Here is a 15,469-nt window from a genome sequence, read left to right on the forward strand (position 1 = left end):
AAATGAAGAGAATAAAGTGAAAGGATGGAGAAATATGTCAGAAATTTCCAAAAATACTACTGAAAAATTTGCTGAAGCGTATCAGCAAAATAACAAGCAAAATGCACTGCAAAGAGGCGTGGTCAAAAACGGGATCACTGCTTCAGCAGAAACGATTCAAGGCCATGTCAACAATGTACCAGTCTTTTCAGTTGATGTGACGACTGGCAAAGTGTCAAACCAAAAACAATCAGGTCGCTGCTGGATGTTTGCAGCATTGAACACATTCCGTCACAAAATGTTGAATGCCTTTAATTTGAAGGACTTTGAATTGTCACAGAACCATACTTTTTTCTGGGATAAATATGAAAAAGCCAACTATTTTTATGAAAATGTCTTGGCAACAGCACAAGAGCCTTTATCTAGCCGCAAGGTTGCTTTCTTGCTGCAAACACCCCAACAAGATGGCGGACAATGGGATATGATCGTGTCGATCTTTCAAAAATATGGTGTCGTGCCAAAAGCAGTGATGCCAGAAAGCAGTAATTCATCGAATTCCCGTGACTTGAACAACTACTTGAACAAAAAATTGCGCAAAGATGCTGGGACATTGCGCCAATTAGTGGCGGATGGACAATCCGAAGCAGCTATTCAAGAAGCAAAAGAAGGGATGCTACAAGAAATCTACAATTTCTTAGCGACTTCTTTGGGGACTCCACCAGAAACGTTTGACTTTGAATACCGTGATGAAGAGAAAAATTATCATATTGATCGCGGACTGACGCCGCAAACATTTTATGACAAATATGTAGGGGTAGATCTGGATGATTATGTAAGCATCATCAACGCCCCTACTGCTGACAAACCTTATAACAAGTCCTATACAGTGGAAATGTTGGGGAACGTTGTTGGAGGTAAAGAAGTGAAATATTTGAATGTGGATATGGAAACATTCAAAAAATTGGCGATTGCCCAATTAGAACAAGGAGAATCTGTCTGGTTTGGCTGTGATGTTGGGCAATCTTCTACCCGTGATTCTGGAATCATGGCATTGGATGCGTATGATATGAACGACTTATTCGATATCGATTTCACGATGACGAAAGCTCAACGTTTAGATTATGGTGAAAGTCTGATGACCCATGCGATGGTCTTGACTGGTGTGGACATCGTTGATGGCAAATCAACAAAATGGAAAGTCGAAAACAGCTGGGGAGAAAAAGTCGGTACCAATGGATTTTTTGTAATGAGTGATGAATGGATGGATGAGTACACCTATCAAATCGTTGTTCGCAAGGAATTTTTGACGGCCGAACAACTCGCTGCTTTTGAAGCAGAGCCGCAAGTCTTAGCTCCTTGGGACCCTATGGGAGCTTTAGCATAATGAAGAAATGAAAAGCTGTGGGCGTATGTTAAGAGACGATCGAACAAATTTTACGAGGACTGAGATAGAAACGGTTCATTTTCTATCAGGTAGACCAATTTGTTTGATGGACCGTTTATTAGCTGCGCTGTCACAGCTTTTTTTGTCCATTTTTATGATCTTTAGCAGAAAAATGTGAAACTTATTAATTGTAAGATCGCCATTCTTTCTATAAAATAAAACAGTCACTAATGATGCCACACGTCTCATTAGAGTGAACTGTTGAAGAATGGTCACTGGGAACCTTTACTTCCACTGACAGACTTTGTCATTTTACTTAATGTTAAAGGAGGAGACTAATGACAAATCTGTTTATAGTTATTGTTGTACTTATTTTTGCTGCCCTTATTTATGGGTTCTACCTGATGCAAAAGCGTCATCTGAAATTCTCTACACGAGTGTTTACAGCGTTGTTTGTCGGGATACTTTTTGGTGGTATCTTACAGGCGATCTTTGGAACTGGCTCGGAAGTGATCACCCAATCACTAGAGTGGATCACAATGGTGGGGAACGGCTATGTAGCACTGCTGCAAATGTTGATCATGCCATTGGTTTTTGTTTCGATCGTCGGGGCATTTACCAAGATGAAAGAAAGCGAAAAAATCAAAAAAATCAGCTTTACTGTGTTGGCTACTTTGTTGGGCACGACAGCAATCGCTGCACTGATCGGAATCGTGATGGTTATGTTGTTTGGTTTAGACGGTGCGAGTTTTACTGAAGGCGCAGCGGAGACCGCACGGATCGCTGAGTTGGCAGAACGTTCTACCCAAGTCCAAGACTTGTCAATTCCTCAACAGATCGTATCCTTTATTCCGAATAATGTTTTTGCCGATCTAGCTGGGACACGTTCAACGAGTACGATTGGAGTGGTAATTTTTTCTGCTTTTGTAGGGATTGCCTACTTAGGGGTGAAGAAAAAAGCCCCGAAAGAGGCGCAAACGTTTGCTGATCTAATGGATAGCTTGTACAAGATCGTGATGCGAATCGTCACACTTGTGTTGCGGTTGACTCCTTATGGTGTATTGGCGTTGATGACAAATGTTCTAGCATCAAGTGATTTCGAAGCGATCCTAAATCTTGGGAAATTTATTTTAGCTTCTTATGCAGCATTGATCATTGTCTTGCTCGTTCATTCCTTGTTGTTAGCGAGTGTAAAAGTCAATCCAATTACTTATTTCAAGAAAGCTTTTCCAGTGTTAAGTTTTGCATTTACTTCACGCTCAAGTGCCGGTGCGTTGCCATTGAATATCGAAACGCAAACAAAAGCGCTAGGTGTCGACGAAGCAACCGCCAATTTTGCTGGTAGCTTTGGCTTGTCAATTGGACAAAATGGCTGTGCTGGTGTGTATCCGGCGATGTTAGCCACGATCGTAGCGCCTACGGTAGGAATCAATGTCTTTGATTGGCAGTTTATCCTGCTTTTGGTGGCGGTCGTAACCATCAGTTCTTTTGGTGTTGCTGGTGTCGGTGGTGGGGCAACCTTTGCTTCATTGATCGTTTTAGGATCAATGAACTTGCCGATCGCAATCGTTGGTCTAGTCATTTCTGTTGAACCACTGATCGATATGGCTCGAACACTGGTTAATGTCAGTGACAGCATGGTTGCCGGTGTGGTGACTAGCAGTCGTATCCATGAACTAGATCGTGCAACACTTGAAAGTCAAACTGCTGTGATTGATGCCGATTGATTCAAGTAGAAGCCGCTACTAAAATCAAGTGATAACAAAAGAGTGTTTATTAAGAAAGACTGCGTGTGGTCTTTCTTTTTTTGTGACCAAAAATCAGAGTCACTATTGTTATTATGTGTCATTATGGCTTACTCTGACCGCTATCTTTAGTAGATGAGAGAATAATAAAGAAATATTCACCGCTTTTTTTATGGGTTTCTGCTATACTTTTTGTATACAGGCGCAGGAGGGATCAAGATGACACAACTGATTCAGTTAGAAAATGCAGCAAATGTCAGAGAATTAGGCGGTTATAAAACGACATCAGGGAAGACCATTAAGCGGAAAAAACTGATTCGTAGTGCCGCGATCAATGAGCTGTCTGAGACAGATCAAGCAACATTGAGCAACTATGGCATCAATCAAATCATTGATTTTCGTTCCTATGAAGAAGCCAAAGCACAGCCAGATCAGCCAATCCGTTATGCCCAGCAGTTCTTTTTGCCGATTTTTAGCGAAGATGAAACGATGGTTTCCTTATCACCAGAGACATTGAAGCAAAAGCTGGCAGATGGGGATGATGCAGAAGATCAGATGAAGAAGGTATATCGCCACTTTGTCGAAAGTCCGCATGCTCGAAAGCAATACCGTCATTTTTTTGACTTGGTATTAGAAAATGCGGAAGCAGGAGCAACCCTATTTCATTGTACAGCAGGGAAAGATCGAACAGGCTTCGGGGCATTTCTGCTCTTATCTTTATTAGAGGTGGATCAATCAACTATCAAACAAGACTATCTGGCAACGAATCGCTATCTGGGGCCTTTTTTAAAAGAGAAATTTGCCCCTATGGCGCAGCAAATGCCGCCTGAAGTTCTTGAAGCCATCACCACATTGATGAGTGCAAAAGAAAGTTTTCTTGATGAAAGTTTAGCAGCGATCAAAAAAGAATTTGGCACGGTGGATCAGTATTTAAAAGAAGGACTGGCAATCACAAAAGACGAAAAAGAGTATTTTCACGCCCACTTTACCGAGTAAAGGATGTGTCCAACATGAATCAGGAATTGCTTGCCCAGTTTGGGTTATCCGGAACATTAACGCCGATCAGCGGGGGTGACGTGAATCAGACGTTCCGGTTGCGGTCAGAAGAAAGACAGTATTTCTTGAAGTATCATCCAGGAGTATCCCAGCAGTTTTTTCAAGCAGAAGCAGCAGGATTGGCACAATTACGTCCCTATGTTCGCGTACCCGCCGTTTATCAATATGGAGATAACGAACATGGCGCCTACCTTTTGCTAGAATGGATCGATGTTGGTGAAGGTGATCAAGAGTCGATCGCCACTGCTTTAGCTGAGATCCATCGGCAAACAAGCCCAACGTTTGGATTTGAACAGGACAACTTTATTGGCTTATTGCCGCAGGTGAATCCCGCGGCAGAGGATTGGGTGAGTTTTTATACCACGTGCCGCTTAGACGTTCAGGTGGAATTGGCCAAGTTAGGAAATCATTGGAATCCTCGCCGAGAAGATAAGTACCTAAATCTGAAAGAAACGCTGTATCAAGAGTGGTCAGGTCGACAGGTTCAACCTTCTTTACTGCATGGTGACTTTTGGCGCGGCAATGTGCTGTTTGATCAGAAGGGTGATCCAGTTTTCATTGATCCGGCTGTATCCTTTGGTGATCGCGAACTTGATCTGGCGATGGCGCAATTATTCGGCGGATTTCGTCCGGAATTTTTCCAACGCTATCAGCAAGTCTTCCCGCTGGAAAAAAATTGGCAAGAGCGGGTTCCTGTGTATCAGTTGTACTATTTATTGGTTCATTTGAATCTATTCGGTGAAAGTTACGGCAATAATGTAGATGAGATTTTGAGTAGATATTAGGAGGCATTTGGCAAGATGGTAGCAAAGTATCAAAAAGAACATGAAGTCGCTTATTATGAGTGCGATATCAATCAGACAATGACGTTTCCAGCAATGTTGGGAGTGGCAATCAAAGTATCCGAAGAGCAAAGTGCAGTATTGGAGCGTGGGCCAGAATACATTCGCTCTTTTGGACTGACATGGATCATTACTACTTACCATATCACGGTCAATCGGTTGCCGATGGTCGGGGAACAGATCATGGTCTCAACACAAGCAAAAGAATACAATAAATATTTTTGCTACCGCTATTTCTGGCTGCACGACGCCCAAGGAAATGAATTAGTGAAGATCGAGTCGGTTTTTGCATTGATGGATTTGGCAACACGCAAAGTCAGCAGTGTTCCAGATGAGATCGTCGCTCCTTTTGAAAGTGAGAAAATCAAGCGCATCAAGCGCTATCCTAAAATCAATTCCCCAGAAAAAGGACATTTTTTACCTTATCGGGTTCGGTTTTATGATATCGACAGCAATCAGCACGTCAACAATGCAATGTATTTTAATTGGCTGCTGGATGTTTTAGGCTATGAATTTTTGACGACGCATCAGGTGAAGGAAATAACGATTCGTTTTGACCGAGAAGTTGAGTACGGGAACTTAGTAGAAAGTCATTTTGAAACGATTCGGGATGAGAACCATTTGGAAACATTACATGAGATCAGAATCGGAGAGACGACGTACTGCGAAGCCGCAATGAAGTGGCATGAACGAACAAAAAATAATGAAAACAACTAACCGCACTGACAATCGTCTGTTCTTAGCGATTGACCTTCTCTTAAAAAAGGTCAGTTGCTAAGAACAAGCGAAGGTGCGGTTTTTTGTCAGTTTAGTTTCTAAAAAAGTCAACAATCAGTTTTCCATAAAGTCGTGTAATTCAACTAATGGCAGCCGACGATTTTTGGCGATCAGCAATTTGATTCGGGCTTTTTGACTGTTGATGCTATTGCAAAAGATGACTCCCATCTCCTGCAGTTCTTTTCCGCCTCCAGAATAACCATAGACAGGTTCGGCAATACCGTTGAAACAGCGGGAGACTAGTACGACTGGGATTTGTTTCGCCAGTAATTTTTTTAGCGGCGGTAATGTTTGGGGTGGTAGATTGCCAGCTCCGAGGGCTTCAATGACCAATCCATCGATATTGGATTCTGCTAAGGCCTCAAAAAGTTCTCCATGCATGCCGGCATAGGCTTTAACGATCGGAATCAAGCCATCGACCCGATCAACATCCAATTGGCGACTCTCTAATAGTTCCTGCATGAATAATATTCGATTTTTTGTGACCAGCCCAATGGGACCTAGTGTTGGCGTGCGAAAAGTTGCAACATTCGTTGTATGCGTCTTTGTGACATAACGAGCAGAGTGGATTTCGTCATTCATAACGACTAGAACACCCTTTTTTTGAGCATCATCACATTTTGCTACGCGAATGGCACTTTCAAAATTATATAAACCGTCACTGCCGACTTCATTACTGGAGCGCATGGCACCTGTAATGACGATAGGCAGCTGATTGCCGATCGTTGTATCTAGAAAAAAGGCAGTTTCTTCTAATGTATCTGTTCCGTGAGTGACAACTACGCCATCGATTCCACTTAAATGAGCCAACTGGATGCGTTCTTTGATTTGCAGCATTTGCTCAGGTGCAATGTGAGGACTAGGTAGATTAAAGATATCTTCAACGATCAGTTCAACATCGTCATCGATATGGATAGGGGCGTCCATCAATGGGTTTGTGACGTCTGGACTGACACCACCGGTCAACACATCTTCTTTCATGGCAATGGTGCCACCTGTATGCAAAACGAGGATTTTTTTCATTTTTGTCACCTCAAAGATTATTTTACTCATAACTCCAAAACTATTGTATACTAATCAAATAAGAAAACAAGCAAGGTGAGGAAAAATGATTCGAATTGGTTGTACGACATTTAGTGAACATGGTTCTCTTGTTCAGAGAAAAACATCAAAACTTTTTGAATATGCCAGTGTCTTTCCTGTGGTTGAACTGGATACGTCTTATCATTATTTACCCAAAGAGAAGGATGTGCGGAATTGGTTGACGCAGGTACCGGATAACTTCCGTTTTATTCTTAAAGTGCATCAAAGCGTAACGACACAAGGTGATTTGCCGGAAGGTATGTCTATGGCAGAAGCACTAACAGCTTTCAAGCAGGCGATTCAACCTATGGTGGATGCTGGCCGGCTTTATTGTTTGCTGGCACAATTTCCCAACCGGTTTAAGTGTACGAAAGAAAGTGTGGCGTATTTAGATGAAGTACGTCAGTGGTTTGCAGCGTATCCGGTGGCAATCGAGTTGCGGGATAATAGTTGGTATCAGCCAGAGTTCCGCTCTTCGATGCAAGCCTATATGCGCAAGCAAAAGTTCTCGTTGGTTATTGTTGATGAGCCCAAGAAACTCTCCACTACGGTTCCTTTAGAACCGCTAGTGACTAACCCGGCATTTGCCGTATGTCGTTTTCATGGCAGAAATGATGTTGGTTGGACAGCTACCGGACCTGACGCCAAAAAGAATCGGACGCTCTATCGCTACAATGAGAAAGAATTAAGTGAACTACGTCAAGCAGTCGAAGAAACAGCGGCTCACGCACAAGAAGTTGCTGTTATTTTTAACAATAATGCTGGCGGTGATGCGGCGGACAATGCCCGCGCGTTGATCGAAGCCATGCAAATCGATTACCAACAACTGAATCCTAGCCAATTGGAGCTATTTTGAGGAGTTATATGATTAAAGCAATTTTTTTTGACATCGATGGTACATTGATCGCAGATAACGGGAAAGCGATGGCAAGTACCCGAGCAGCGATCAAAGAAGCCAGAAAACAAGGTGTTTTATGTGGCGTGGCGACAGGCCGCGGACCTGTAGAATTAGAGAAAGTCATCGATTATTTAGATTTGGATATGTTCATCACCTATAATGGGCAGTTTGTCTACACCAAACAAAATTTGATTTATGCCAAACCTTTCTCGAAGAACATCCTTGAAGAAATTGTTGCATATGCAGATGAAAATTATCGGCAGGTAATGTTTGGCGGAGAAACCAAAGTGGCTGGCAGCTTGACGATTCGTTTGAGTCAATCACCAGTGATGCAACGTTATTTGCGATTCGTCCCAAAGAAGTTTCCCGTTGGGGTGCTAAAAAAATTGCTGCAGCGATTCAGTCCAAATCGAAATGCCAAACGGTATCAGTCTCTGGATATTTTGCGGGAACCAATTTATCAGTGCATTATGCTGAGTCCCGAATCAGAGAAAGAAAAGCTAAAGCAAAAACTGCCTTCCTGTGATTTCAAACGCTCCAATGCCTATTCAGTGGATATCGTCCCCAAGAAAGGCTCGAAAATGAAGGGAATCCATGAGTTTTTGGCTTATGAAGGGATCGCGATCGAGGAAGCCATGGCTTTTGGGGATCACGAAAATGATATCGAGATGTTGAAAGGTGTTGGTATTGGGGTGGCTATGGGGAATGCGCAGCAAGTGGCAAAGACAGCGGCCAATTATGTAACAGCATCTAATAATGAAGATGGTATCGCTCAGGCTCTGAAACACTATGGCATCATCGAATAACACATAACTAGAGGAATAAATGGAATACACGAATTGATTGAGTGAGATCAACGGAGGAGGAAAGAAGATGAGTCCTTTTGAAATGACAGAAGAATTTCATCAAACCTTTGACCCGACACGTCCGGAGCAACCACGGCCATTCACACCAGAAAAGGCCAGTTTCCGTGCAGGGTTCAAAGTAGAAGAATTAGTTGAGTTTTTGTATGCAGCGGCCAACAATGATCCCGAGCAGTTCGCACAGTCAGTGGCGGATCTGCATCAGGGAATCGAGCAAGCAAAAGAAAAGATCACTAGCAAACAAAAACCAGTGACGGATACGTTAGTCGAGCAAGTCGATGCCTTATGCGATCTTTTGTATTTCACCTATGGCTCTTTTTCACTATTGGGTGTCGATCCGGCACCAATTTTGAAAATCGTTCATGAAGCCAATATGGGGAAACTTTTTCCAGATGGCATGCCCCATTACCATCCTGTGACTCATAAAGTCATGAAACCTGCGGATTGGGAAGAACGTTTTGCTCCAGAGCCCCGCATCAAAGCTGAAATTGAACGTCAGATCGTAGCAAAAATGAAGAGTTGACTTGAAACGAGTGAACACCCATAAAAATAAGATGACCTTTGCAAAATCATTCGCAAGGGTCATCTTGTTTTTTTGTTCTAAGTGTATTTGAGGGGCGGCTTTGTTGGGAAAGGCCACTGACTATCAATCAAAAAAGGTATAATACAAAGTTCGAACAGCGGCTTTCTCTTGTTCTTTATGGATACCAAACATAATACTGACCTCGGAAGAACCTTGGTTGATCATTTCCAAGTTGATGTTCTTGCGGGCCAATGCAGCTGTGCTGTCTGCAGTGATCCCCACTCGTTGGCGCATCCCTTCGCCGACGACTACGACCATGGATAAGTCGTGGGTCATTCGTAATTCATCTGGATCGATCTCATAAGCGATCTTGCGCAGCAATTCTTCTTCCAACACCGGATTTAATTGATTGGCTCTCATAATGATCGAGATATCATCGATTCCGGACGGCATATGCTCATAGTTTAAATCAAATTCTTTGAAAATCTCAAGGACGCGTAAAGTAAAACCAACTTCTCGGTTCATCAAGTATTTACGGATGTAGATCATACAGAAGCCTTCATCACTAGCAACACCGACAACTGGTTGTGTCAAGTTGTTCCGTTGGTTGGTAATCATGGTTCCTGGATGTGTGGGATTATTCGTATTTTTGATAACGACGGGAATCTTTGCCCGATAAGAAGGCATCAACGCTTCATCGTGCAGCACCGTGAATCCGGCATACGAAAGTTCCCGCATTTCTCGATAAGTCAGTTCTTTGATGGGTTCTGGGTGATGGACATAACCTGGATGAGCCGAAAAAATACCATCGACGTCTGTAAAGTTCTCATAAAGCGTCGCGTTGACACCAGCAGCTACCAATGCACCAGAAATATCTGATCCGCCTCGAGAGAAAGTACAGATTTCTCCATCCTCCGTATACCCAAAAAATCCTGGGATCACTAAAATTTCTTCTGTTTCTGCCCAGGCATTGATTTTTGTGTAAGATGCTGGCAAGATCCGGGCGTTTTGGGGTTCATCAGTGACTAAGATCCCTAGCTCCTCTGGGTTTAAGTAACGTGCTGCTAGACCGGATGCTTGTAAAATTCCGGCAATCAAACGAGCGTTATTGTCTTCTCCACTAGCTAAGATCTTGTCATGAAAATGTGGGTCATCATTAGGCGACAATGTCAGAAACTGCTGTAAAGCACTTTGGATCTCTGCCAATAATTCAGGCGCCACTTGAAAAGGGGCAGCGATGGCAGCATAACGCGCATAAATTTCTGTTAATAAGGGACGGACATCTTTTGATGCAGCTAGTCCTTCACAAGTGGCTAATAAAAGATCAGTCACTTTGGTATCGTCTGCATGGCGTTTACCGGGGGCAGAAACAACAACAAAACGGCGTTGTGGATCTGCTTGGATAATATCAACTACTTTTTGCACTTGCTCGGCTGAAGCGAGCGAACTACCACCAAATTTTGCTACTTTCATCTTGCATTACTCCTGTTCAAGCTTTTTTCTAGAGTACAGTGTCAAAAGTGAGAAATCAAGGCATTTCTTAAAAAAGGCACCAAAAAACAGGAAAAAGCTTTTTTGATTTCGGCTTTTCCAAGGAAATTTAGAGAGAGCTTGTTAAAAAAAGAATGAAAAATTGGAGGAAGTCGCAAAAAAGTCAATCTTTTTTGCCGCAATTTAATGCTTGATTTTTTTCTTTATGCTATAATCTAGCGTAGATGCTTTTTTTGAAAAGGGACAAGTGGGTCCTTTTATTTGAGATACCTTACATACCCAAAAACGGATCTGTGAAAACGCGGATTTCATACGAAAAGTGTAGATTTGAAAATTGGAGGAACCATAAAATGGGAACTAATATCATCTTTGGAATCGTTATTGCCATTGTCGTCATCGCGGCGATCTTATATGCGATCGGTTACTTTATGCGAAAGAAAAATCAGGAGAAACTGGATGTCTTAGAGAAACGTAAAGAAAACCTGTTTGATCTGCCGGTCATTGAAGAAGTCGATGAAGTGAAAAAAATGCATTTGGTGGGTCAAAGCCAAAACACATTCCGAGAATGGAACCAGCAATGGACAGATATTTCCACCTCCTCATTTGCGGAACTGGAAAGCCAAATCTTTGAAGTCGAAGAGTTGAATGAACGGATTCGCTTTTTCAAAGCTAAAACAGCGATCGAACAAGCGGAAGCAACCATGGATGATATGGAACGTCAAGTCGAAGAGATTCGTGCCGGCTTGAAAGAACTTCGTGAAAGTGAAGAACGCAATTCCCTAGAAGTCCAAAAAGCATTGGATGTTTATGAAGATTTGAAGAAAAACTTGCGGGAGCATGGAGAGGAATTTGGTCCAGCTTATAACGAACTGCAAAAGCAAATCAAAAATATCGAGATTGAATTCACTCAATTTGTTACGCTGAATACTTCCGGTGATCCGGTCGAAGCTCGGGAAGTTTTAGAACAAGCAGAGCAACACACCTATGAAGTCGAAGATTTGATGAAACGAATCCCAGCTGCTTATGAAGAGCTGAATCGTACGTTCCCTGATCAATTAAAAGAAATCCAAGATGGATACAAAAAATTATTGGATCAAAAATACGTCTTTCCTGAAGCTAACTTCCAAGAAGATATCAACCGCGTGAAAAAACGGGTTGAAAATTCTATGAATGATTTAGCCAAAACAGAAGTTGCTTCTGTGGAGGTAGCTAATCGGGATACAGCTAGTGACATCGATGCTTTGTATACGGTAATGGAACGTGAAATCAATGCGAAGAAATATGTTCTTAAAAATCGTCAAGTGATTGTTGACTACATCGATCATGCGACGAAAAACAATCGTCAATTATTGATTGAGTTGGATCATACCGCTCAAAGCTATACATTGAATCATAATGAATTAGGTCGGGTTCGTGGCTTCCAAACAGAAGTCGATGAATTGGCTCGCCGCAACAATGAATACTTGCCGCAGTTGGAAAACCATGAGATCCCTTATTCAGAAGTACAAAGTTTTTATAAAGATGCTTACAAAATTTTAGATGATGTCGAAGCGCAACAAGTTGAAATCGATGAAGCGCTAAGTGATCTACGCCGTGGTGAAAAGGTCGCACAAGAGAAAGTAGAGAACTTCGAATTTCGTTTACGTAACCTCAAACGTTTTGTTGAGAAACAGCGTTTGCCAGGCTTACCAGGGGAATACTTAGAATTCTTCTTTGTCGCAACTGACCGAGTGGAAGAATTAGGCAAAGAATTGAATAAAATTCGGATCAACATGCAAGAAATCAATAAATTGGTTTCAGTTTGTGAAGAAGATTTAGACATGCTTGATGAACAAACGAAAGATTTAGTGGATGCAGCTGCATTGACAGAACAAATGATGCAATATGCAAACCGTTACCGTCATTCACATGCCGACATCAAAGCAGCGATTGATAAGAGTTTGTATCTGTTTACGAAAGAGTATCGTTATCAAGATGCATTAGATGAGATCGGGACAGCTTTGGAACGCGTCGAACCAGGTGCTTTCAAGCGGATCGAGAACTTCTATTTCAAGAATCGTGATTTAGTATAAAGCAAAAGCCAGCAGTGAAAAACTGTCTGGCTTTTTTAGTGAATTGGCGGATTCTCTACCGACAAATCGATCCAAGAAGAGGAACTTCTTGAAAGAGCAGGAAAGAGCAGTTATAATGGGAAAGAATTTTTCAAAGAAAGGGTCCTAGCATTGATTTATTTTGATAACAGCGCCACAACCGCAATTTATCCGCAAGCATTAGATACATATGTAAAAGTTAGTCAGCGTATTATCGGCAACCCTTCAAGTCTTCACGATCTTGGCAGTCAAGCCAGCCGTCTTTTGGAACAGTCTCGGGCGCAAATTGCTGAGCTGCTGCAAGTTTCTGCTTCAGAGATTTGGTTTACCAGTGGGGGGACGGAAGGAGACAATTGGGTCTTAAAAGGCACCGCGATCGCCAAAAAAGCTTATGGCAATCACTTGATTATTTCTGGCATCGAACATCCAGCGGTCAGTGAGACCGCAGAACAGTTGAAAGAACTAGGGTTTGACGTGAGTATCGCACCCGTTACTTCTACTGGATTTGTAGATGTCGCTGCTTTGCAGCAACTGATCCGAAAGGAAACGATTCTTGTTTCTGTGATGGCAGTCAACAACGAAATTGGTTCGATCCAGCCAATCAATCAAATCGCTGAAATTCTAGAAGCTCATCCTCGCATCCACTTCCATGTGGATGCTGTTCAAGCAATTGCGAAGGTTGATCAGCAGCAATGGTTGCCACAACGGGTAGACTTTGCCACATTTTCTGCCCACAAGTTTCATGGACCTAGGGGCGTCGGTTTTATTTATTGGAAAAAAGGCCGTAAGCTAACACCATTGATGACCGGTGGCGGGCAAGAACAAAATCAGCGCAGCGGGACTGAGAATTTACCGGCAATTGTTGCAATGGCTAAAGCGTTGCGACTAGCACTTGAACAAAAAGCTGCCCGGCCTAACCATGTGGGCTTATTGAAAAGTTACCTTTCAGAAGCATTATCTGAGTATGAGAAAGTGACGGTGTTTTCTGGAGCCGAACATTTTGCGCCGCATATTCTTTGTTTCTCATTGGAAGGGATCAGAGGAGAAGTGCTTGTCCATGCCTTTGAAGAAAAACAGATTTATCTCTCAACGACTAGTGCCTGCTCTTCCCGCAAGAAAATGGCTAGCAGCACATTGCATGCGATGCATGTCCCTAGTCGCTTAGCTACTTCAGCAGTTCGGGTCAGCTTGGATGAAAGTAATACGATGGCCGAAGTAGAACAATTTTTGATTGTATTTAATCAGCTTTATCAAAAGTTCTCAAAATTAAGCCAATAAGAGCATGTTGCGAACATACCAACGACAAACAAAGGAGTTTTACTCGTGAATTATACAGAGATCATGGTTCGCTACGGCGAATTATCAACCAAAGGAAAAAACCGCCGCAGTTTCATTATGCAGTTGGCGGAGAATGTGAAGCGAACACTTGCCGACTTTCCTAAAGTCAAAGTTCATGCAGAACGTGATCGGATGCATTTGCTTCTGAATGGGGAAGACAGTCAGGCAATTATATTGAAATTGCAAAAAGTGTTTGGGATTCAAAATTTTTCTCCCAGCATTCGGGTAGAAAAAGACGTCGAAGTGTTAAAAGAAGCCGTACAAACAGTGATGAGTGAAATCTATACAGGGACTGAGACCTTCAAAATCACTGCCAAACGCAGTGACCATCAATTCATCCAAGACAGTAATCAGTTGAATTTGACGTTAGGAAATGCTGTAATTGATCGCTTTCCAGAAATCAAAGTTCAAATGAAAAAGCCAGATATCAATCTACGGGTAGAGATCCGTATGGATGGAGCCTACCTTTCTTACGAGACGATCCAAGGAGCTGGTGGGTTACCGGTTGGAACGAGTGGGAAAGGGATGCTGATGCTTTCAGGCGGGATCGATTCCCCCGTTGCCGGTTATTTTGCGATGAAACGCGGGGTAGAGATCGAAGCGGTCCATTTTGCCAGCCCGCCTTATACTAGCGAACAGGCACTACAAAAAGCCAAAGATCTGACAAAGAAACTAACCCCTTATGTTGGCGGTATTCAGTTTATTGAAGTCCCATTCACTGAAGTTCAAGAAGAAATCAAGAAGCATGTGCCTCAAGGCTATTGGATGACGATCACTCGCCGGATGATGCTGCGACTCACAGATGCGATCCGTGAAGCTCGTCATGGATTGATTATTTTGAACGGAGAATCACTAGGCCAAGTGGCTTCACAAACATTGCAAAGTATGGTGGCGATCAATGAAGTAACGAATACGCCAATCATTCGTCCGGTGGCAACGATGGATAAATTAGAAATCATTGATGTAGCTCAAGAGATCGATACGTTTGAACTGGCGATCCAGCCATTTGAAGACTGCTGCACGATTTTTGCTCCGCCACAGCCTAAGACAAGACCGAAGTTGGAGAAAGTGCATTTATATGAAGAGCGCTTAGATATAGCAGGCATGATGGAGCGGGCATTAGCTGGGTTGAAAATCGAAGAGATCCAAGCTTCCGAAAAAGCAGAATTCGCTGATTTTCTTTGATCTTCACATCAGAAAAAATTTTGATATCAGGGGATAAAAACCAGCTGTTGACTGTTGGCAATTAAAGAAAAAAGATGGTTACAAAGGGTGTGCCCAAGTAGCCGTCTTTTTTCGTTTATGCTGGACCTGTGAGAGATTTCTCACAGTCGTTTGACTGGAATCTAGGAAGCATTAAAAGTTTGTGAAAATTGCTTGCTATTCAATGACGAGCATGC

13 protein-coding genes are annotated in these 15,469 nt (G+C 42.5%); 11 read left to right on the forward strand and 2 right to left on the reverse strand.

The features are described 5' to 3' along the window. The first annotated feature begins 34 nt into the window (after nt 1–34). The 5 genes from IGJ45_RS02640 (at nt 35) to IGJ45_RS02660 (ending at nt 5,723) form a co-directional block, all read left to right on the forward strand. Nucleotides 35–1,363, forward strand: a complete 1,329-nt coding sequence (locus IGJ45_RS02640) for an aminopeptidase C (protein ID WP_005471586.1) — start codon at nt 35–37, stop codon at nt 1,361–1,363. 338 nt (nt 1,364–1,701) lie between these two features. After that, nucleotides 1,702–3,090 carry an L-cystine transporter gene (locus IGJ45_RS02645; protein ID WP_003127320.1) on the forward strand — a complete coding sequence of 463 codons (1,389 nt, stop codon included), beginning with the start codon at nt 1,702–1,704 and terminating at the stop codon, nt 3,088–3,090. A gap of 237 nt (nt 3,091–3,327) precedes the next feature. Beyond that, nucleotides 3,328–4,104, forward strand: a complete 777-nt coding sequence (locus IGJ45_RS02650) for a tyrosine-protein phosphatase (RefSeq protein ID WP_005471589.1) — start codon at nt 3,328–3,330, stop codon at nt 4,102–4,104. A gap of 14 nt (nt 4,105–4,118) precedes the next feature. Continuing rightward, the gene (locus tag IGJ45_RS02655) at nt 4,119–4,949 is read left to right on the forward strand and encodes a fructosamine kinase family protein (protein WP_005471595.1); all 831 of its coding nucleotides are present in this window, start codon (nt 4,119–4,121) and stop codon (nt 4,947–4,949) included. Between the two features lie 15 nt (nt 4,950–4,964). Next, nucleotides 4,965–5,723, forward strand: coding sequence for an acyl-ACP thioesterase domain-containing protein (locus IGJ45_RS02660; RefSeq protein ID WP_003127324.1), 759 nt, complete (start codon nt 4,965–4,967; stop codon nt 5,721–5,723). Between the two features lie 114 nt (nt 5,724–5,837). On the opposite strand, the gene IGJ45_RS02665 is transcribed toward IGJ45_RS02660, so the two are convergent. Beyond that, nucleotides 5,838–6,806, reverse strand: coding sequence for an asparaginase (locus IGJ45_RS02665; protein ID WP_005471602.1), 969 nt, complete (start codon nt 6,804–6,806; stop codon nt 5,838–5,840). An 85-nt stretch (nt 6,807–6,891) separates the two neighbouring features. Between IGJ45_RS02665 and IGJ45_RS02670 the strand changes: the two genes are divergently transcribed. The 3 genes from IGJ45_RS02670 to IGJ45_RS02680 all read left to right on the forward strand — a co-directional run bounded on the left by IGJ45_RS02670 (nt 6,892) and on the right by IGJ45_RS02680 (nt 9,150). Beyond that, nucleotides 6,892–7,722 (forward strand): DUF72 domain-containing protein, encoded by an 831-nt coding sequence (locus IGJ45_RS02670; protein ID WP_003127326.1) that lies wholly within the window; start codon nt 6,892–6,894, stop codon nt 7,720–7,722. A gap of 8 nt (nt 7,723–7,730) precedes the next feature. Further along, nucleotides 7,731–8,570, forward strand: coding sequence for a Cof-type HAD-IIB family hydrolase (locus tag IGJ45_RS02675; protein ID WP_003127327.1), 840 nt, complete (start codon nt 7,731–7,733; stop codon nt 8,568–8,570). 67 nt (nt 8,571–8,637) lie between these two features. Continuing rightward, nucleotides 8,638–9,150, forward strand: a complete 513-nt coding sequence (locus IGJ45_RS02680; protein ID WP_003127328.1) for a haloacid dehalogenase — start codon at nt 8,638–8,640, stop codon at nt 9,148–9,150. Nucleotides 9,151–9,273: 123 nt separating this feature from the next. Here IGJ45_RS02680 and IGJ45_RS02685 read toward each other — a convergent pair whose 3' ends face one another. Further along, entirely contained in the window at nt 9,274–10,623 is a 1,350-nt protein-coding gene (locus tag IGJ45_RS02685) for an aspartate kinase (RefSeq protein WP_003127329.1), read from the reverse strand. Between the two features lie 368 nt (nt 10,624–10,991). Here IGJ45_RS02685 and ezrA point away from each other — a divergent pair, with 368 nt between their 5' ends. The 3 genes from ezrA (at nt 10,992) to thiI (ending at nt 15,254) form a co-directional block, all read left to right on the forward strand. After that, nucleotides 10,992–12,713 (forward strand): septation ring formation regulator EzrA, encoded by a 1,722-nt coding sequence (ezrA, locus tag IGJ45_RS02690; RefSeq protein ID WP_003127330.1) that lies wholly within the window; start codon nt 10,992–10,994, stop codon nt 12,711–12,713. A gap of 150 nt (nt 12,714–12,863) precedes the next feature. Further along, entirely contained in the window at nt 12,864–14,009 is a 1,146-nt protein-coding gene (locus IGJ45_RS02695) for a cysteine desulfurase family protein (protein ID WP_005471603.1), read from the forward strand. 45 nt (nt 14,010–14,054) lie between these two features. Further along, nucleotides 14,055–15,254 carry a tRNA uracil 4-sulfurtransferase ThiI gene (gene thiI / locus IGJ45_RS02700; protein ID WP_003127333.1) on the forward strand — a complete coding sequence of 400 codons (1,200 nt, stop codon included), beginning with the start codon at nt 14,055–14,057 and terminating at the stop codon, nt 15,252–15,254. Nucleotides 15,255–15,469 lie beyond the last annotated feature (215 nt).

The organism is Enterococcus sp. DIV0574 (assembly GCF_051711125.1).
In the GTDB taxonomy this organism is placed as follows: domain Bacteria; phylum Bacillota; class Bacilli; order Lactobacillales; family Enterococcaceae; genus Enterococcus_D; species Enterococcus_D gallinarum.

What these genes read in the sequence shown, in the direction of transcription:
- IGJ45_RS02655 (WP_005471595.1), top strand. Translation starts at nt 4,119, where the DNA reads ATGAATCAGGAATTGCTTGCCCAGTTTGGGTTATCCGGAACATTAACG.
- IGJ45_RS02670 (WP_003127326.1), top strand. Translation starts at nt 6,892, where the DNA reads ATGATTCGAATTGGTTGTACGACATTTAGTGAACATGGTTCTCTTGTT.
- IGJ45_RS02665 (WP_005471602.1), bottom strand. Translation starts at nt 6,806, where the DNA reads ATGAAAAAAATCCTCGTTTTGCATACAGGTGGCACCATTGCCATGAAA.
- IGJ45_RS02680 (WP_003127328.1), top strand. Translation starts at nt 8,638, where the DNA reads ATGAGTCCTTTTGAAATGACAGAAGAATTTCATCAAACCTTTGACCCG.
- IGJ45_RS02685 (WP_003127329.1), bottom strand. Translation starts at nt 10,623, where the DNA reads ATGAAAGTAGCAAAATTTGGTGGTAGTTCGCTCGCTTCAGCCGAGCAA.
- IGJ45_RS02640 (WP_005471586.1), top strand. Translation starts at nt 35, where the DNA reads ATGTCAGAAATTTCCAAAAATACTACTGAAAAATTTGCTGAAGCGTAT.
- IGJ45_RS02675 (WP_003127327.1), top strand. Translation starts at nt 7,731, where the DNA reads ATGATTAAAGCAATTTTTTTTGACATCGATGGTACATTGATCGCAGAT.
- IGJ45_RS02645 (WP_003127320.1), top strand. Translation starts at nt 1,702, where the DNA reads ATGACAAATCTGTTTATAGTTATTGTTGTACTTATTTTTGCTGCCCTT.
- IGJ45_RS02650 (WP_005471589.1), top strand. Translation starts at nt 3,328, where the DNA reads ATGACACAACTGATTCAGTTAGAAAATGCAGCAAATGTCAGAGAATTA.
- IGJ45_RS02660 (WP_003127324.1), top strand. Translation starts at nt 4,965, where the DNA reads ATGGTAGCAAAGTATCAAAAAGAACATGAAGTCGCTTATTATGAGTGC.
- ezrA (WP_003127330.1), top strand. Translation starts at nt 10,992, where the DNA reads ATGGGAACTAATATCATCTTTGGAATCGTTATTGCCATTGTCGTCATC.